We start from the raw sequence: 16,330 nt of genomic DNA, 5'->3' as shown, positions 1-16,330 counted from the left end.
GCCGATCGCCGCAGCCGCCGTAGCCGCGGTGGCCAAGAGCGTCCTCCTGCTGGCGGCGCGGAGATCCGGTGCTGATTCGCCTGCTCGAGTGCCGCTCGTCCCCGTCGTTCTCGTCATCTCGGTGGTCCTTTCAGAAGGGACGGTGAAGGTCTCATACGAGCGTCCCGCGCGCTGTCCGCCAGTCGGTGCCGTCGGAGAAGAGCGGAAGCGCGAGGGTCGAGTCGAAGATCATGGCGCCCACGCCGGCTGAGGCCGGATCCGGCCGGACAGCGGCGGGCGCGACGACGGCGTACGAGTTCACCGTCAAGCGCCCGTCCGTCCGCCGCCCGGTCAGCACTTTGACGGTCGAAGAGTCGTCCCTGCCCGCGATCACCTGGAGATCGGAGCCTTTGCTCGCTCCGACCTCCGCAGCAGTGTTCGATGTGAGTGTCCACTGGACGGCTCCGGCACGGCGCAGTTCCAGGAGGCACCTGCCGCCGGGGCTCTTGTCCACCCTCATCCGGACCTCCGCACTGGGCGCACCCAGCGCGATCCGATCTCCGAGGGTCCGCGGAGCAGTGTCCAGGGCGACCAGGGACCCGCCGCTGCTGACATTGTCGTTCGCGGTCCAGGTCGGGACGCCACCCGGGCGGAAGACGCCGTAGCCCATCGAGGCCGGTTCCGCGGCCGAGGAGGCGGACGTCAGTGCGGAAGCGGACGGTGCCGACACTCCGTTCCGGTCGTCCACGATCAGGTTGTGGGTGACGAGGACGTTCGAGGTCGTCCCCGATGCGTCGGGAGTCGAGATGCCGAAGCTCTCATTGCCGTAGGCGATCGACGGCGCCGTGCCGTTGGGCTTCGCGATCCGCCCCGGGCGCATGACGACGTTCGCGGAGACGACGATGTTGCTGCAGCGTCGCTCGATCAGGATTCCCCCTCGGTCGCTGTCGGCGACCGTGTTCCCCGTGATGGACAGGGAACCGGTCAGGCGCTCGTCGTCCGTCGACCCGTCTCCGTCGGTGTCGGTCACCGTCGTGCTGTCGAGTCCGCTGACGAAGATCCCGCAGCCCTCCCACCACTCCCGGAGCCGCTCGGACCGGGTGACGACGTTGCCTGCGATCGACAGGCTCTTGGATCCTCCGGCGGCGTAGATGCCGTGGCGGGCAGAGCGATCGATCGTGTTCCCCACGACGACGACGCCGGTCGGACCCGACTGGTCCTCCCAGCCGCCCACCCAGATGCCGTTGTAGTAGCTCCCGAGCACGTCGTTCCCGGTGCAGACCACGTGCTGGGAGCCCCGGGAGATCGAGACGCCGTTGTCCGCTGAGTACCGGATGCGGTTCCCCGAGAAGATCACGGCCTGATTGGAGCGGAAGCCGATGTCGAGACAGCGGTGAGCGGTCGAGTCGGTCATTCGCGAGTATCCGCGGATGCCGTAGAGCTTCACCGGAATCGAGCGGAATCCCCACAGCTCGACGCGATCCACGGTCACGTTCCTGATGCTCGGGTACTCCCCGCCGGGGAGCAGATCGCCGACGAATTCGATCGCCGCCTGGAGCCCGCGCGTCCCGCTCGTGCCCGAGGAGATGATTCCTGCGCTTTTGGACCAGTCGATCACGAATTCGCGCGAGTCTCTGGCGTAGTCGGTGCCGAGAGCGTCCGAGTTGGTGAGGCTGCCCTTGATCGTCATGCCGCGGATGGTGATGTCCGAGGCGGCTTCCGTGCCGCTCCGAAGGCTGAACGCTGCGTCGAGTTTGACGTGGAGCATTCCTGAGATCACCGTGGCGCCGATTCCGGCGCCTTCGATCGTCAGCTGCGAGTGGCCGGCGAGGCTGCACGACTTGCTCAACTGGTACTCGCGCGCGCCGGCTCTGACGATGGTCGGCCCTGGGACGGCCTTCGCCGCCGTCAGGGCGCGATCCCAGCAGTACCAGTCGGAGGCGTCGGTGGGCAGTCGATAGTCCTCGACCAGGATCGTCGCGGGAGTCCGCCGCAGCGCGGCGTTCGTCCTCGCCGCCGGTGTTCGCACCAGGGATGCGAGTCGGTCATCGAGGGTGGAGGAGTCGACCGGTTCCGCCTCGGCAGCCGGTGCAGCGAGGAGCGCCGCCATAGCTCCCGCGCCCGTCGCGGCCATCACGCGGCGCCGAGTCGTCATCGCACTGCCCAGGGAGGTCATGCGGATATCCTGCGGCTGCCGTCATCCCAGGCGTCGCACCTGAAGCATGCTCAGAGTTCGAGGGCTCTGTTGGGGGTCAATCGCGGAGATGTGCTGGGCTCGGAGGATCGGTCGGGCGCGGCGAGTGGGTCAGGGCGGCGGATCTCCGGGTGTCTCCTCGGATGAGCGGAGTGCCTGTCTGGACAGCCGGATGTCGTGAACCGCGAGCCGCAGCCGAGCGACGACGCCCGTCTCGTTTCGCGGCCCTGCAGACAGCTTCTTCCCCGAGCGCACTGCAGCGAGGACAGCCCGCAGAGCGGGTGGACTCAACTCGAGGCGCTCCTTGAAGGAGGCATCACGGAACGCGACCCACCAGTGGAACGCCGTGGAGCCGGTCCCCGCCACCACCAGACGCCAGGCTCGCGCCTCCCCGGGGGTGAGGTCGCTGGGCTCGGAGGGAATCGCGAGCCGGTCGAACAACGGAGCGAGCGTATGACGCGCTCGGAGCCGCGATGCCAGGCGCACGGTGGCGGCCTTCTCGTCCTCGTCCTCGAACCGCACGGCGAAGATCCGCGCGACGGCGTCGAGATCGCGCACACTCTGGGCGCGGAGGGGATCGCGGAGCGCGTGAACGGCCAGGATCAGTCCGCCGGCGCGGGGCGATGTGACTTGGATTCCACGCCCGGCGACGACCCTCGTCTCGCACTCCGCTGTCAGCCCCTCGAAGATCTCTGCGTCGGACGCGAAGAAGCCCGGGTAACGGAAGTGGACGTCGATGTCGCTCGCCCAGCCGGGATGATAGAGCGAGACGGAGTGCACGGGGAAGAACCGCGGCGCCGCGGCTTCTCGACGAGGAGACCACCCTCGAAGGGACATCGCGCCGAGATAGTCGTCGAGACGCCCGGGCTCGATCAGGATGTCGGCGTCCGAGGAGGGCTTGCTGTCGCGGAAACCCTGCATGATCGCGACGGGCCCTTTGAACACGACGTACCGTGCTCCGATCTCCACTGCGACATGAGCGGCGAGCGCATGCGCGAGAGCGACGGATTCCTCCAGGGCGATGGCGTCGGACGGACTCATCACCTGCCTCGTCCCTGCCTGTGCTCGACCACCTCGACGTTCCGCAACGCGGCGTCGAGCATCACCGTATCGCTCGCCGAGTGTGCTCAGCCCTGCCCTCGAACCGGTGTCAAGGGAGTCTCATCTTGGTGCGACTCGGACGGGGGGCGCTCGCTCCAGTCCTGCGCGGTGCTCCGAACGATTCGCCGGACGACCGTCCCATAGGCTGATTCAGCTGGGTCGGCGTCGTACGCGGCAGCCCTCGAATCGTGCCGTGCGGACCGTCCGCAGCGGCGCAGGAGCCGCGCTCGGAGTGCTGCGCCGCGGAGCCGGTGCCACGGCAGAGCGCCGTCGAGATCCCCGTCCTCCGCACGTTGTCATGAGTTTCGAGTCCGAAGGAGATCAGCGCGATGGGTGCACGTCCGGTATGAAGCGAGTCCTCCATGTGACCGAGTGCTACGCAGGCGGAGTGAGTCGAGCGATCGACACAGTCGTCTCTCTCGCACCGGAATTCGAGCATCACCTGCTCTGGGAAGGAGACGAGGAGCCCGCGAACGACGGCTCGTTCGCCTCGCTCCGAAGGCTCCCACGCAGATTCCTCTCGCGAATCATGGAGACCCGTCGCGCTATCGACGAGCTCGATCCGGATGTCGTCCACGCTCACTCGAGTTGGGCCGGGGTCTACTCCCGGGTCCTCCCGCAGCGCGCTCCGATCATCTATGAACCGCACTGCTACAAGTTCGACGATCCGGCGATCTCTGCGCTCACAAGAACGTTCTATCGGAACAGCGAGCGGGTGCTTCTGCCCCGTACCGCGGCCGTCGTGGTCCTGTCGCCACACGAGGAACGGTTGACACGCGAGATGAGCTCGGCTGTGCGGAGCTTCTACCTGCCGAACGCGCCCTCCGTGCATCCGGACCGCGTCGGCGAGAGCGTCCGGGTCGCCGACGAGGTCGTCATGATCGGGCGCATCTCTGCTCAGAAGGATCCCTCGTACTTCACGGACATCGTGCGGACCATCAGGTCCGAGCGGCCCGGTACGGTCTTCACCTGGATCGGTGACGGCGACGATGAAGCACGAACACAGCTCGAGGCGGCGGGAGTGCAGGTGACGGGCTGGTTGGACGGCGCGGGTATCCGTCAAATCCTTTCGCGCGGCGTAGTGTACGTGCACTCTGCGCGCTACGAGGGCTTCCCCCTGTCCGTCCTCGACGCCGCTGCGTTCGGTCTGCCGATCGTCGTCCGCGACATCCCCGCTTTCGACGGAACTCCGCTGCTGCGCGCGTCGTCGGCGGCGGAGGTGGGACGCCTCGTCACCGAACTCCTCTCCGATCCCGCGGTCGAGGCGGATGTCAGGCGGAGGTCGGCGGAGCTGCTCGAGACCATGAACTCCGACCGCCAGGCGCAGGCGCTGCGCGAGGTCTACTCGTCCCTGATCGAAGGTGCCATCCGGTGAAGGTCCTGTTTCCCGAGCGAATCGTCGATCGTCACGTCGGCGGCAACACCACCTACGCCCGAGCGGTGAGAGACGGCATCGCCGCCCGCGGAATCGAGACGGGCATCATCCCCGCGCGGGGTTCCGCTGTCGCGACGATGCTCGCCGAGACCGCATACGGTCGGCGCAACAAGACCGACGTCCTGCACTATTCCGCGGATACCGGGCCCCTGGTCCGCACGGCCGGGCCTTCGCTCGTCACCGTCCACGGCGTCGCGAGCCGGTGGATCGATGTCGCCCGATCCAGTCGCCAGGAGTGGGTGTGGCGGGAACGCGTGCGAAGGGCGATCGCATCGACGGACGCCCTGATCACCGTCAGCGAGTCGGCTGCCGATGACATCGCCGAGGTGTTCGCCCTCGACCGCGGGTCGATCACGGTGATCCCTCATGGCATGGACACGTCGGCCTTCTCCACGCGGACTCCTCTGAGCACGGAGTTGTCCGCGGCCTTGCCCGCCCGCTTCGCCCTCTACCTGGGCAACATCGAGCCGAGGAAGAACCTGCGGGAACTCGTGCGCGCGTTCTCCACTCCGGAGGTCGTCTCTCTGGGACTGCCGCTCGTGATCGCAGGGAAGCCCGCATGGAACTTCGCGGAGGCGATGCGGGAGATCGAGGCTGCGCCGAACGTCCTGCATGTCGGCTTCGTCAGCGACTCCGACCGCATCGCACTGATGCAGGCCTGCTCCCTCTTCGTCTTCCCCAGCCTCTACGAGGGCTTCGGTCTCCCCGTGCTCGAGGCCATGGCGGCCGGAGCGCCGACCGTGTCGTCGAGACGGGGGTCTCTCGCCGAGGTCGCCGGTCCGGCGCGCACAATCGAGGACCTGACGGCCGAGGGGATCGCCGCGACAGTCGTCTCGGCGGCGACGGACGCGAGCTGGCTCGAGACCGCGACCCGGACGGGACCTGAATGGGCGCGACGCTTCCGCTGGAGCGACAGCATCGACGCCCATGTGCGGGTCTACGAGAAGGTGGCTGCCCGATGAAAGCACTGCTCCTTCACGGCTACAGCGCGACCAACGCCGGAGACGGTCTGCTGGTCGCCGAGGGCGTGCAGATGCTGCATGACGCGTTTCCCGACGGAGTCGACGTGACGGTCCTCGCGCTGCACCCCGACACCTTTCGCGACCGTCCTGAGACGGTGGTCGACGCGTCGTTCGGCAAGCGGGGGCCTTCGCGCGAGCTCACCGCGGTGCTGCGGCGTCTCGGCGACTTCGATCTTCTCGTGGGCGTCGGAGGTGGATATCTCCGCTTCGGACATCCGATCGAAGCGGCGAAGACCGCGCTGGCCCATGTGGCTCAGCTGCGCGCGGTGGCCCGCTCCTCCGTGCCTTCCGTCTACCTGCCGCAGAGCATCGGGCCGCTGAGGCTCGGCTCGCGCGCCCTGCTGCGACGGCTGCTCGCGGGTATCGACCTCGTGCACCTTCGAGACGATCGGAGCATGACGGAGATCGGTCTCGCGAACCTGCGGCGGTCGCCCGACATGGCCCTCATCAGCGGCGAGTGGGCGGATCGGCGCGACACTGCGCCCGCGGAGAAGGTGGTCCTGACCGCTCGGGCGGTCCGGGGACGGACGGCGCCCGGAGTCGTCGAGCTCGCGAGGCGGCTGGGCGACTTCGACGGATACGTGCAGAGCACAGGTGCGGGCAATGACGACACCCGGGTGGTCGAGGCGCTCGAACCGACTCGGATCCTCTCCAGAAGCGAGTACCTCGACCGCAGCAGCCGTCGCGTGGTCGTGGCCGTCCGGCTGCACGCTGCACTGATGGGCCTCGCCGCCGGCCATTGGGTGATCCACCTCGCCTACGAGCGGAAAGGCTTCGGCGCCTTCAGCGACCTCGGTCTCTCCGACTACGTCTTCACCGTGAACGGGTTCGACGTGGATGAGATCTCGGCGCTGGTGGATCGGCTTCGGACCGATCCTGCCGCCCGCCGCGATTACGACCAGCGGATCTCGGCAGCGAGGGGCAGACTGGCTGCCGAGCGGACTGCCATCGTCGAGGATCTTCGCCAGCGAGTGAAGGCTGAGCGGTGAGCGCTGCCCCGCGAGGGGACATGTCGTCCCAGTCCTACACCGTGGTGATCCCTGCTTACCGCTCGGAGTCGACGATCGCCCGAGCGATCGAGTCCGCGTTCGGCGCAGGCGCGCAGCGGGTCCTCGTCATCGACGACGGCTCCGACGATCGCACCGCCGCCGTAGCAGAGGCGGCTGGAGCCGAGGTCCTTCGCCAGGAGAACGCCGGCGCATCGCGCGCCCGGGCGAGGGGCGCCGAGCTCGTCTCGACCGACTTCGTCACCTTCCTGGACGCCGACGACGAGCTGCTGGGCCCCGCAGTCGGGCGGAGCATCGAGCGCCTTCTGGAGCGGGACGATCTGGTCGTCGCCGCGGGAACCGTGGTCGGCGTGGGCCGCGACGGGCGCGAGTCCTCGTTCCCGGTGCGGTATTCGCCGGTGGACACCCGATCACTCCTCATCAGGGGATTCGGTCCGTGGCCCCCGGCGGCCGAGGTCATTCGGGTCAGCGCGCTGCGAGAGGCCTCTGCGATCTCCCCGGTGCCATTGCATCTGCGGTTCGCCGACGATTACGAGCTGCTCATCCGCCTCTCGATCGTCGGCGCCGTCGATGTGCGGAACGAGGCGACGTGCAGGTACTCCATGGCGGGAGGCAAGTCCGTCACATCCGCAGCGTCCGCGATCGAGGCGAAGGAGCAGATCCGACGCCACTACGCGCACGAGTTCGGCCTCTCGCTCGATCTCATGTCGCAGAAGCAGATCAAGGCTGCTGCTCACGTGCGGGTGGCGCGGGCGCACCTGTCGAACGGAGACGTCGTCGCCGCCAGTCGGGAAGGTCTTCGATACGTCACGACGGATCCCCGAGGCGCCCTACGAAGACTGAGGAGAATCGTTGTTCCGTTCTGATCGCCCCATCGCGTCGGTGTTCGTCTGGGCCACCGGCCAGGACGAGAACATCGGCGACTCGCTGCTCCGCCGTGGCTATCTGGACGCCCTGCGCGGGGCTGGTCCTCTGAGGGTCTGGGTCGGTGCCGCGTCGCACGGCTTCCTCTCCGGCCTCGGCCTCGGCGCGGCCGATTCGACGGTCGCTCACTTCGGATCCTGGTATCGCTCGGCGCTTCTCGCGGCGATGAGAGGTCGCATCCTCCTGGCCCTCAACGCCGGTGAAGTCCCGGTCTCCCGCGGCGGGGCGTTCCGGCTGCTGAGGCTGATCCCCCTGCTGACGTTGGTCCGGGCCACGGGCGGCACTGTCGTCTGGGCAGGGGCCGGCGTCCCCGTGCACGCGTCAGCGTTCCTCCCCGTCTACCGCCTCGCAGCTCGTCTCGCCGATGTCGCCCGATGGCGGGACGAGGAGACGCTCGCCCGGATGGAGGTCGGGGGCCTGGCACCCGATTGGGCGTTCTCCCTCGGCGGCGCGGCGGCGGAGCCCGCCTCGGAGCGCGATGTACTCGCCCTGATCATGCGCGGGGACCGGCCTTTCCCGGACGCCGGCTGGATCCGGTGGGTACGTGGGCTCGCTGACGACCTCGTCTTGACACCGGTCGTCGTCGTACAGGTCGAGAGGGACGGGCACGCCGCGCGGCGGCTCGCCGAAAGCCTCGGGGGAGAGGTGCTCGAGTTCTCGGACGGGTCCACCCACGAGACGCAGGAGCGCTTGGTGCGAGACACGTACCGCCGCACCCGCCTCGCGATCGGAGACCGCTTGCACGGTCTGATCGTCGCGGCGACGGAAGGTGCCGTGCCGCTGGGATGGGTTCCGAGCTCCGCGGGCAAGATCGGGCGGCACTTCGACGCCGTCGGCCTCGAGTTCGTCGGCGAGCACGAGGGATCTGCGTCCGCTGCTCTGCCGAGCATCGGAGAACAGGAGCTCGCGATCTGGGAGCAGAGCACGTCGAGCTCGGTCACGGAGGCGAGTGAGCAACTGCGTCGCCTGACGGAGAAGATCAGCCGATCCTCGGGCGCCCCGAGTCCGTCTCGATGAGCGGCTCGACGAGCGACGACTCGGGTCTTGGTGGGAGGGCCGTCCGCGGCGCCGCGTCGACCCTTGCGGGTCAGGCGATCCGCATCGTCGTCCTGCTCGCTTCCACGGTTCTGCTTGCCAGGATCTTGTCTCCGGACGACTTCGGTCTCATGTCCATCGTCCTCAGCATCGTCGCTTTCGGGGAGCTGTTCCGCGACTTCGGGCTCTCGACGGCGTCCGCCCGTGAGATCGGCCTGACGCGAGGTCAGAAGTCGAATCTCTTCTGGATCAACACGGGCCTCGGCGTTGCGCTCGGTGCGCTGTTCTTCTTCGCCGCAGCGCCGATCGGGGCGCTGTTCGGCGAGCCCTACCTCACTGTCGCCATCCAGATCACCTCCTCGGTCTTCGTGCTGAACGGCCTCGCTACGCAGTACCGCGCCGAGCTCAACCGTCAGCTGCGCTTCCTGGCGCTGAGTGCTGTCGATACCGTCCCGGCGGTCGCCGGCCTCGTGCTCGCCATCATCTGGTCGACCTTCCAGGCGGACTTCACGGTCCTCATCGTGCAGCAGCTCGCGACGTCGGCCGGAGGTCTGGTGCTCGCCGTCGCGCTGGTCCGCTGGATGCCTGGTCTGCCGTCCCGCTCGGCGTCCGTGGGGCGCCTCTTCCGCTTCAGTGCAGGGCTGTTCGGCGCCCAGCTCGTCGCCTACTTCACGAAGAACATCGACAACCTGGCACTCGGATTCGTCTGGGGGACCGGCCCTCTCGGACTGTACAGTCGCGCATACCAGATCCTGATGATGCCGCTGAACCAGGTCGCCGCGCCACTCACCCGGGTCATGGTTCCGGTTCTCACCCGGCTGCAAGACGATCGTGACCGGTTCCAGGACTACCTGCTGCGGAGCCAGGTCGTCGGCGGGGTCGGCCTCGGGATCTTCTACGGCCTCTGCATCGGGCTCGGCGGCCCGCTCGTCGACCTCGTCTTCGGCTCGAAGTGGGCCGAGATGGTGCCGATCTTCCAGATCCTCGCCGTCGGCGGGATCTTCCGGGCGCTCGTCCAGATGTCGTTCTGGATATTCCTCGCAAAGGGCTTCTCGGGTGCGCAGTTCCGGTTCTATCTGATCAGCCAACCGGTGATCGTCCTGCTCATTCTCGCGGGGCTTCCGTGGGGCGCCGTCGGTGTCGCCGTCGGCCACTCCGTCGGCTACACGCTGAACTGGGTCATCGCGCTCTGGTGGTGCGGACGTGCGACGTCGACGCCGGTCGCGGCACTGTTCCGCTCGGGCATCCTCAATGTTCTTTTCTTCGCGCTCCCTGCTGCCGTGCTGGGCGCGGCGGCGGCACTGCTGCTACCCGGATCGTCGATCCTCGCAGTCGTGGCCGGTGTCGTCTCCTTCGCGGTCTATCTGCTGATCGCAGGCGCTCTCTCGAAGCACGTCCGAGAAGTGCTTCTCGTCCTGCGCGGGGTCGTCAGAAGATTCCGCAAGCGCTGAATTCCGCCGCCGCTCCGGAGTCGGCGGTGCTTCCACCGGGAGCAGGGCGACCCGGGGACCTGCAGAAGGAGCGCAGTACCATGACCACGATGTGGAATCTCGGAACCTCGATCGCCGTCGTCGAGAGCGCTGATCGCGTGGTGCTTCTCGACCTCGAGGCCGTCGGCGCCCTTCCGGTGGTGCTCGCCGGCACGGCACAGTCCATCTTCCGGATCGCCCTTCGAAGCACGGACCGCGCGACTCTGGTCGCGGACGTCGCCGCACACTACGGGGTCGCGCCGCCCGCCGTTCGAGACGACGTCGACCACTTCATCGCTCATCTCGTGACCGCCGGATACCTCCGGCAGAGCTGAGTGACGCCGTCGGAGAGCTCCGAGAGCGAGCGCCGTCAGCGCATGCCGCGCAGGGGAACCCGACGTGACATCGATGGCGCACGGTCCGACAGTCCTCCGCTGCGGCTGATCGTGTCCCTGCGGACCGTCTCGGCAGGCCCCGGGTCGGAGGCGCTCTCGCGGGCGGCCACGCCGAGATAAGCCAGGCCGACCCAGATCGTGACAGTCGTCCAGGAGGGCGCAGCGTTCAGCGCGAACACGAAGTAGATCGCCAATGCGAAGTCGAGACGATTCGCTCGGAAGGCTCGGAACGCCTGCACGGCGAGGAGCGCCGCGAAGACGAGCAAGGCGATCAGACCGATCTCCGAGCCCATCTGGATGTAGGCGTTCTCGGTGATCGCCCGGCCTCGAAGGGGCAGATAGCCCAGAGGGAAGGCTCCGGGATCGGCGTACTCGGCGAACCAGACGCCGAATCGTCCCGGCCCCACCCCGAAGAGGGGATGATCGAGTGCGATCTCCGAGCCCGTCGCGGACTTGCCGGAGCGGATCGCGATCGACCGGCTCGTGTCCGCTCCGGCCGACTCCGATCCCAGACCGAGTTTGCTGAGCTGGAAGGCGAGGACCGCCTGGACGCGGGGGATCGCGGCGATGGCCAGCGCGATCACGAGTCCGACGAACCCGAAGAGACTGGCCCATCGCACCTGCGGGCGCAGCAGGAGCGTCAGGATCAGACCGGCGACCACGGCCAGGATGGCGTTCGTGGATTGCGAGAAGAGAAGGCATGCCGTGGCGAGGACGACGCCGAGGACGTCCTTCGACCGCAGGCAGATCATCAGCGCCAGACCGGCGAAGAATCCGAGGTAGTTGCCCTCCATGAAAGGACCGTTCCTCGGTACCGGGGAGCCGAAGGTGGACCCGAGGACGAGCTCGAACCCGAAGAATCGAAGCAGCTCGAACGATCCGACGCTCCAGAGTGCGAACTGCAGCGCGCAGAAGGCCGCGCAGACTCGCACCGCTACCCCGACCGCTCTGCGGAATCGAACGGGATCGATGTCGATCATGATGAACCACGCCAGCAGCACCATCGCGGAGTAGCCGAGATACAGCACCGCATCGGTGCCGATGCTGCGTCCGTAGCCGGAGAAGGGGCCTGCGGGGGTGGGAGTCACCAGTGCGAACGCCGTCGAGAGCACGGTCACGACGAGCAGCGCGACTATCAGCGTCCGCTCGACGGTGAGCCCCGTCTTCCTCGTTCCGCGGCTGAACGGCGCGAGCACGAGCGCTGCGATGATCGCGAGTTCGCACAGCTTGAGGGGGAACCCCGCCTCGATGGTGAGGGCCTTCTGCAGTGGTGAGAGAGCGATGGCGATGAGTAGCAGCCGGTGGCTGATCGAGATCGTGGGCCGGGCCGCTGCGATCGACTGTCCGCGATACGCGATCCTCGTGGCCGTCATGATCCCCATCGTAGGCGGTGGTCTGGAGCCGGATCGGGCCGCGTCACGAGCACGGGGGGTGCACCAGGGACTTGATCCATGCCGCCGACTGGTAGGCACCCGCGGTCATCCACAGCGAGATGCTGTCCGGGGCCGACTTGCCGAGAACTGCGTGCCCGGACCTCAAGCACCGCTCGGCGATCCAGCGTGCACGCGGTACGTGGGGAACGGAGGTGATGACGGCGATCCCGCTCCACTGCGAGGTGACCGAGAGCTCATCCAGAGCGGACAGCTCGCCCTCGGTGGTGAACGGATCGGCACGCAGGCACACGACCTCGATGTCCATCTCCGCGGTGCACTCCTTGTTCTTGAAACGTCCGTCTACGTCCTTGCTCGATGACAGCACGAGCACGGCTCCGGAGGACCGGCGCGCGAGCAGTACTCCCTCAGCGACGTTGCGAGGATCGGAGGGTCCGAGAACCATGACGGCGTCGATCCGCCCCGGAAGGGGATCGTCAGCTGACATCGCGAGCACGGCCAGCGTCGCGCCTGTCCAGATCACGAGGAGCGCGAGCAGCCCCGCTGTGGTCCTCGTCGCGGCGATCCGGAGGCGGGTGCGCGCGCCTGAGTTCAGTGCTCCTAGGGCTCCGGGCAGGAGCAGACCCGCGACCAGGCTCCCGATAACGACCGCGGTCTGCGTCACGAGAGCAGAGCCTCCAGTCACCAGCGCACTGGTCGAGACCAGCAGGGCGCCGATACCCAGAGAAAGGAGCAGTGGACGCCCCGACAGCACAGCACCGAGCCCGACGATCGGGGCCACGAGCATCAGCAGCTGTCCGACGAGGATCTCCCCGGAGGATGGCGGTGCGAGGTGCGCGGCCTGTGCGATCAGAGAGAGCAGTCGCCCAAGCACTGACGAACCGATCGGAGTGATGATGACCGCCGCGATACTCAGAATCGCGGACATGACTACCGTTGAGAGGGCTCCGGGGCGTCGCGGGTCCCGTTCTCGCCGCCCGCCGTGGACGCGCGGCGGGCGATGCTTGACCGGCCCGAACCGGTCCGAACGAACAGCCACGTCACCCCCTCAGGAAGCTTCGCGCCAGGCGAGCGCGACCCTCGCCGGCCTCAGCTCGCAGTCGCCGCGTACTTCGCCTCGGTCGCCGCCTTCTGCGGCCGCCACCAGGCCTCGTTCTCGCGGTACCACTGCACGGTCGCCGCGAGCCCGGACTCGAAGTCGGTGTAGCGCGGCTCCCAGCCCAGCTCTGTACGCAGGCGCGTCGAGTCGATCGCATAGCGGAGGTCGTGGCCGGGGCGGTCGGTGACGTGGTCGAAGGCGTCCTCGCCCTGGCCGAACTCGTCGAGGATCAGCTTCACGACCTCGAGGTTGTTCTTCTCGCCGTCGGCGCCGATCAGGTAGGTCTCGCCGATCTCGCCGCGCTCGATGATCGCCCAGACGCCGCTGTTGTGGTCGTCGACGTGGATCCAGTCGCGGACGTTCTCGCCGGCGCCGTAGAGCTTGGGGCGGATGCCGTCGATGACGTTGGTGATCTGCCGGGGGATGAACTTCTCGACGTGCTGGTAGGGGCCGTAGTTGTTCGAGCAGTTCGAGATCGTCGCCTTCACGCCGAAGGAGCGCACCCACGCCCGCACGAGCAGATCGCTCCCGGCCTTCGTCGACGAGTAGGGGCTCGAGGGGTTGTACGGCGTCTGTTCCGTGAACTTCGCGGGGTCGTCGAGCTCGAGGTCCCCGTAGACCTCGTCGGTCGAGATGTGGTGGTAGCGGACGTCGTGCTTCCGCACGGCCTGCAGCAGCGTGAACGTGCCGATGATGTTCGTCTCGATGAACGGCGTCGGGTCGTTCAGCGAGTTGTCGTTGTGGGACTCGGCGGCGAAGTGCACGACCAGGTCGGAATCGGCGACCAGCCGGTCGACGAGCTCGGCGTCGGCGATGTCGCCCTCGACCAGGGTGACCCGGTCGGCGACCGGGGCGAGGGAGGCGCGGTTGCCGGCGTAGGTGAGCTTGTCGAGAACGGTGATCTGCGCGTCGGGACGCTCTCGGAGAGTGAGGTGGACGAAGTTGCTGCCGATGAAGCCGGCGCCGCCGGTGACGAGGATTCGCACGAGTGCTCCTGCTGTGAGGGGAGGGAGGGGGGCCTGGGGCTTCCAGCAGGGACGTTACCGCACGGCGGGCGGAGGACCCGACGGCGTCGGTCCGAGCCGCGGGCAACTGCCGACCCCGGCTCCTCTGCAGATCGACCAGGGCCTCGCTCCGCGGATCAGCGGGCGGAGAGGAAGTGCCCCCGGCTGCCCGCGACGACGCCTCGGAGGACGGTGCGGGTCGTCGAGACCCGGCCCCAGCGCAGGCCCCGTGCCGCGAGGGCGGCGCAGTAGAGGCCGCGGTTGAGGGCGAAGGCGCGGCTGCCGCGCCGTCCGTCCGTCAGTGCCAGCTCCCGGTCCAGGTACGTCCGGTTCCGCACGGAGAGGTAGAGCTCGCGCGTGTTCGCGCTGTGCAGGAGCGCATCGGTGGCCGAGACGCGCTCGCCCGCGGTCCTGGTCGTGCCGACGTCGTCGATCCGGCTCAGCGGATGCAGGTGGATCGGGAAGCCGGCCATGGTGATGCGCCGCGTCCACTCGCGGTCGTCGCCCTGGAGCAGAAACTCCGGGCGCGGCGGCGCCGTCGTCGTGAGGGCCGCGCGCGACACCAGCAGACCGCCGTAGGGCGCGACCGGAATCCGGATCGGAGTGCGGGGGCGGCCGGAGCAGCGGCCGACGGCGGGACGGCGGAGCATCCGGCGGACGTCGTTGTCGAGGAAGCGCCCGGGGCTCGGGAACACCTCCGTCACAGGCCGGCCCGTGACGAGCTGCGACTGGTAGAGGTCGGTCTCGCGCAGGCTCGCGTGGCAGGCCCGCGGGTCCAGCGCCTCCGGCGAGCTGAGGACGACGGAGAGCGCGTCCGGCCGGGGGACCGTGTCGTCCTCGAGGAGCCAGGCGTAGTCGAGCTCCTGGCAGAGGCAGTGCTCGATGCCGGCGCCGAAGCCGCCGGCGGTTCCGAGATCGTTGGGGAGGGCGGTCGAGCTCACCCGGTCGGAGAGATCGGCCGGGAGCAGCTCGCGCAGCACGCGCTCCTGGCCGCCGTTCCCGCGGAAGACCACGTGCACCGACGCGGCGCCGGCGTGCAGAGCCGCTTCGACGACGCGGGCGAGTGGCACGCCGCGCCTCCCCGAGGTCACGGTCACGGCGATGACCCTGGGTGTGGTGCCGTCGAGGCGTCGGAGCATGGCGGTGGTCTCTTCTGGAGTCGTGGTGCGGCGGCGCGGGATGACCGCTCAAGGCGGTGCGTTCCCGCAGGTGACGAGCAGGACGATGCCAGAGGAAGATGAGAAGGACTCGGTACTCTCTGAGACATTCTCGAGGAATCGTCCGTTCGCCCTCCGATTCCGCACGCGGACGGGTCAGCGCGCCCTCCCGCCGCCCGCGACCCCCGGTCCCGTATCATTGCCGCGTTATGGCTCGCATCTACGACTGCTCCGTCGACACGGACCTCCTGACCGGCACCCGTCTCGCGCGCACGGCGATCGGCCGGGGTGAGCTCGTCGTCCTGCCGACCGACACGGTCTACGGGATCGCGGCGAACGCCTTCGACGCCGCCGCCGTGCAGCGCCTCCTCGATGCGAAGGGGCGGACCCGGCAGTCGCCGCCGCCCGTCCTCATCGGCGACGTCGCCGCGCTCGACGCCCTCGCCGAGAACGTGCCCGAGGCGGTCCGCGAGCTCGCGAAGGCCTTCTGGCCGGGCGGCCTCACGATCGTCCTGCACGCCCAGCCCTCCCTCGTCTGGGACCTGGGCGAGACCCGGGGGACCGTGGCGCTGCGCATGCCCGACAACCCGGTCACCCTCGAGCTGCTGGCCGAGACGGGGCCGCTCGCGGTCTCCTCCGCGAACCGCACCGGCCGTCCGTCCGCGACCACCGCGCAGGAGGCGCTCGATCAGCTCGGCGACTCCGTGGACGTCTACCTCGACGCCGGTGCCGCAGGCAGCCGCTACGCCGACCGCCCCGCCGGCGCGAGCGAGTCCTCCACGATCGTCGACGCGACCGCCCTCAGCTTCGAAGGCGGCACCCTGCGCATCCTCCGCCAGGGCGTCGTCTCGGCCGAGAGCATCCGCGAGGTCGTCGGCGACCTGCTGCTCGACGGCATCGCCACGGCCGAGGAGCCGGAGGTCCCCACGCCGAGCCCCTCCTACGACGCCTCCACCGAGCTGAGCGACCCGACCGTCGAGGACGACGACGCGGCACCCGTCGCCGAGGAGCGCCCCGCTCCCACGGCACGGCCGGACTGGGCGTCGCGCGCCCAGGTGCAGGACGAGCCGGCGGCGAGCGGAACCGCGCGCACCGACTCCACCCCGGGTGAGTAGCCG

At 68.7% G+C, this 16,330-nt stretch carries 14 protein-coding genes; 8 read left to right on the top strand and 6 right to left on the bottom strand.

Features of this window, described 5'->3' with window-relative positions:
- Positions 1-151 precede the first annotated feature (151 nt).
- Both HQQ82_RS04065 and HQQ82_RS04060 read right to left on the bottom strand, forming a co-directional pair.
- A complete protein-coding gene (locus HQQ82_RS04065; RefSeq protein WP_173231766.1) occupies positions 152-2,155 on the bottom strand; it encodes a right-handed parallel beta-helix repeat-containing protein in 2,004 nt (667 codons plus the stop codon).
- Positions 2,156-2,284: 129 nt separating this feature from the next.
- The gene (locus HQQ82_RS04060; RefSeq protein ID WP_173231765.1) at positions 2,285-3,214 is read right to left on the bottom strand and encodes a nucleotidyltransferase family protein; all 930 of its coding nucleotides are present in this window, start codon (positions 3,212-3,214) and stop codon (positions 2,285-2,287) included.
- A 448-nt stretch (positions 3,215-3,662) separates the two neighbouring features.
- Between HQQ82_RS04060 and HQQ82_RS04055 the strand changes: the two genes are divergently transcribed.
- The 7 genes from HQQ82_RS04055 (at position 3,663) to HQQ82_RS04025 (ending at position 10,501) form a co-directional block, all read left to right on the top strand.
- Complete coding sequence (locus HQQ82_RS04055; protein ID WP_173231764.1) at positions 3,663-4,649, top strand: glycosyltransferase; 987 nt, start codon at positions 3,663-3,665, stop codon at positions 4,647-4,649.
- Positions 4,646-5,671 (top strand): glycosyltransferase family 1 protein, encoded by a 1,026-nt coding sequence (locus tag HQQ82_RS04050; RefSeq protein ID WP_173231763.1) that lies wholly within the window; start codon positions 4,646-4,648, stop codon positions 5,669-5,671. Before HQQ82_RS04055 ends, HQQ82_RS04050 begins: the two co-directional genes overlap by 4 nt.
- Positions 5,668-6,720 carry a polysaccharide pyruvyl transferase family protein gene (locus HQQ82_RS04045; protein WP_173231762.1) on the top strand — a complete coding sequence of 351 codons (1,053 nt, stop codon included), beginning with the start codon at positions 5,668-5,670 and terminating at the stop codon, positions 6,718-6,720. Before HQQ82_RS04050 ends, HQQ82_RS04045 begins: the two co-directional genes overlap by 4 nt.
- Before the next feature lie 20 nt (positions 6,721-6,740).
- A complete protein-coding gene (locus HQQ82_RS04040) occupies positions 6,741-7,604 on the top strand; it encodes a glycosyltransferase family A protein (protein ID WP_173231761.1) in 864 nt (287 codons plus the stop codon).
- Entirely contained in the window at positions 7,591-8,679 is a 1,089-nt protein-coding gene (locus tag HQQ82_RS04035; RefSeq protein WP_173231760.1) for a hypothetical protein, read from the top strand. Before HQQ82_RS04040 ends, HQQ82_RS04035 begins: the two co-directional genes overlap by 14 nt.
- On the top strand, positions 8,676-10,148 hold the full coding sequence (locus HQQ82_RS04030; protein ID WP_254071169.1) for a lipopolysaccharide biosynthesis protein: 1,473 nt from the start codon (positions 8,676-8,678) through the stop codon (positions 10,146-10,148). The genes HQQ82_RS04035 and HQQ82_RS04030 overlap by 4 nt, the downstream gene beginning before the upstream one ends.
- Positions 10,149-10,228: 80 nt before the next feature.
- Complete coding sequence (locus HQQ82_RS04025; protein ID WP_173231758.1) at positions 10,229-10,501, top strand: PqqD family protein; 273 nt, start codon at positions 10,229-10,231, stop codon at positions 10,499-10,501.
- 35 nt (positions 10,502-10,536) lie between these two features.
- Here the strand turns inward: HQQ82_RS04025 and HQQ82_RS04020 are convergent, their stop codons facing one another.
- The 4 genes from HQQ82_RS04020 to HQQ82_RS04005 all read right to left on the bottom strand — a co-directional run bounded on the left by HQQ82_RS04020 (position 10,537) and on the right by HQQ82_RS04005 (position 15,194).
- Complete coding sequence (locus HQQ82_RS04020) at positions 10,537-11,934, bottom strand: O-antigen ligase (RefSeq protein ID WP_173231757.1); 1,398 nt, start codon at positions 11,932-11,934, stop codon at positions 10,537-10,539.
- Positions 11,935-11,977: 43 nt separating this feature from the next.
- On the bottom strand, positions 11,978-12,880 hold the full coding sequence (locus tag HQQ82_RS04015) for an ElyC/SanA/YdcF family protein (protein WP_173231756.1): 903 nt from the start codon (positions 12,878-12,880) through the stop codon (positions 11,978-11,980).
- 161 nt (positions 12,881-13,041) lie between these two features.
- The gene (gene rfbB / locus HQQ82_RS04010; protein WP_173231755.1) at positions 13,042-14,037 is read right to left on the bottom strand and encodes a dTDP-glucose 4,6-dehydratase; all 996 of its coding nucleotides are present in this window, start codon (positions 14,035-14,037) and stop codon (positions 13,042-13,044) included.
- A gap of 155 nt (positions 14,038-14,192) precedes the next feature.
- Positions 14,193-15,194 (bottom strand): glycosyltransferase, encoded by a 1,002-nt coding sequence (locus HQQ82_RS04005; RefSeq protein ID WP_173231754.1) that lies wholly within the window; start codon positions 15,192-15,194, stop codon positions 14,193-14,195.
- Between the two features lie 227 nt (positions 15,195-15,421).
- Between HQQ82_RS04005 and HQQ82_RS04000 the strand changes: the two genes are divergently transcribed.
- Complete coding sequence (locus HQQ82_RS04000; protein WP_173231753.1) at positions 15,422-16,327, top strand: L-threonylcarbamoyladenylate synthase; 906 nt, start codon at positions 15,422-15,424, stop codon at positions 16,325-16,327.
- Positions 16,328-16,330: the final 3 nt, after the last annotated feature.

It is taken from the genome of Rathayibacter sp. VKM Ac-2856, from assembly GCF_013205055.1.
Lineage (GTDB): Bacteria > Actinomycetota > Actinomycetes > Actinomycetales > Microbacteriaceae > Rathayibacter.
This window is presented reverse-complemented; position numbering and strand designations above follow the sequence as displayed.

Excerpts from the sequence above, each read along its gene's own strand:
- HQQ82_RS04045 (WP_173231762.1), top strand. The coding sequence starts at position 5,668 with ATGAAAGCACTGCTCCTTCACGGCTACAGCGCGACCAACGCCGGAGAC.
- HQQ82_RS04005 (WP_173231754.1), bottom strand. The coding sequence starts at position 15,194 with ATGCTCCGACGCCTCGACGGCACCACACCCAGGGTCATCGCCGTGACC.
- HQQ82_RS04015 (WP_173231756.1), bottom strand. The coding sequence starts at position 12,880 with ATGTCCGCGATTCTGAGTATCGCGGCGGTCATCATCACTCCGATCGGT.
- HQQ82_RS04000 (WP_173231753.1), top strand. The coding sequence starts at position 15,422 with ATGGCTCGCATCTACGACTGCTCCGTCGACACGGACCTCCTGACCGGC.
- HQQ82_RS04065 (WP_173231766.1), bottom strand. The coding sequence starts at position 2,155 with ATGACCTCCCTGGGCAGTGCGATGACGACTCGGCGCCGCGTGATGGCC.
- HQQ82_RS04020 (WP_173231757.1), bottom strand. The coding sequence starts at position 11,934 with ATGACGGCCACGAGGATCGCGTATCGCGGACAGTCGATCGCAGCGGCC.
- HQQ82_RS04025 (WP_173231758.1), top strand. The coding sequence starts at position 10,229 with ATGACCACGATGTGGAATCTCGGAACCTCGATCGCCGTCGTCGAGAGC.
- HQQ82_RS04060 (WP_173231765.1), bottom strand. The coding sequence starts at position 3,214 with ATGAGTCCGTCCGACGCCATCGCCCTGGAGGAATCCGTCGCTCTCGCG.
- HQQ82_RS04030 (WP_254071169.1), top strand. The coding sequence starts at position 8,676 with ATGAGCGGCTCGACGAGCGACGACTCGGGTCTTGGTGGGAGGGCCGTC.
- HQQ82_RS04040 (WP_173231761.1), top strand. The coding sequence starts at position 6,741 with ATGTCGTCCCAGTCCTACACCGTGGTGATCCCTGCTTACCGCTCGGAG.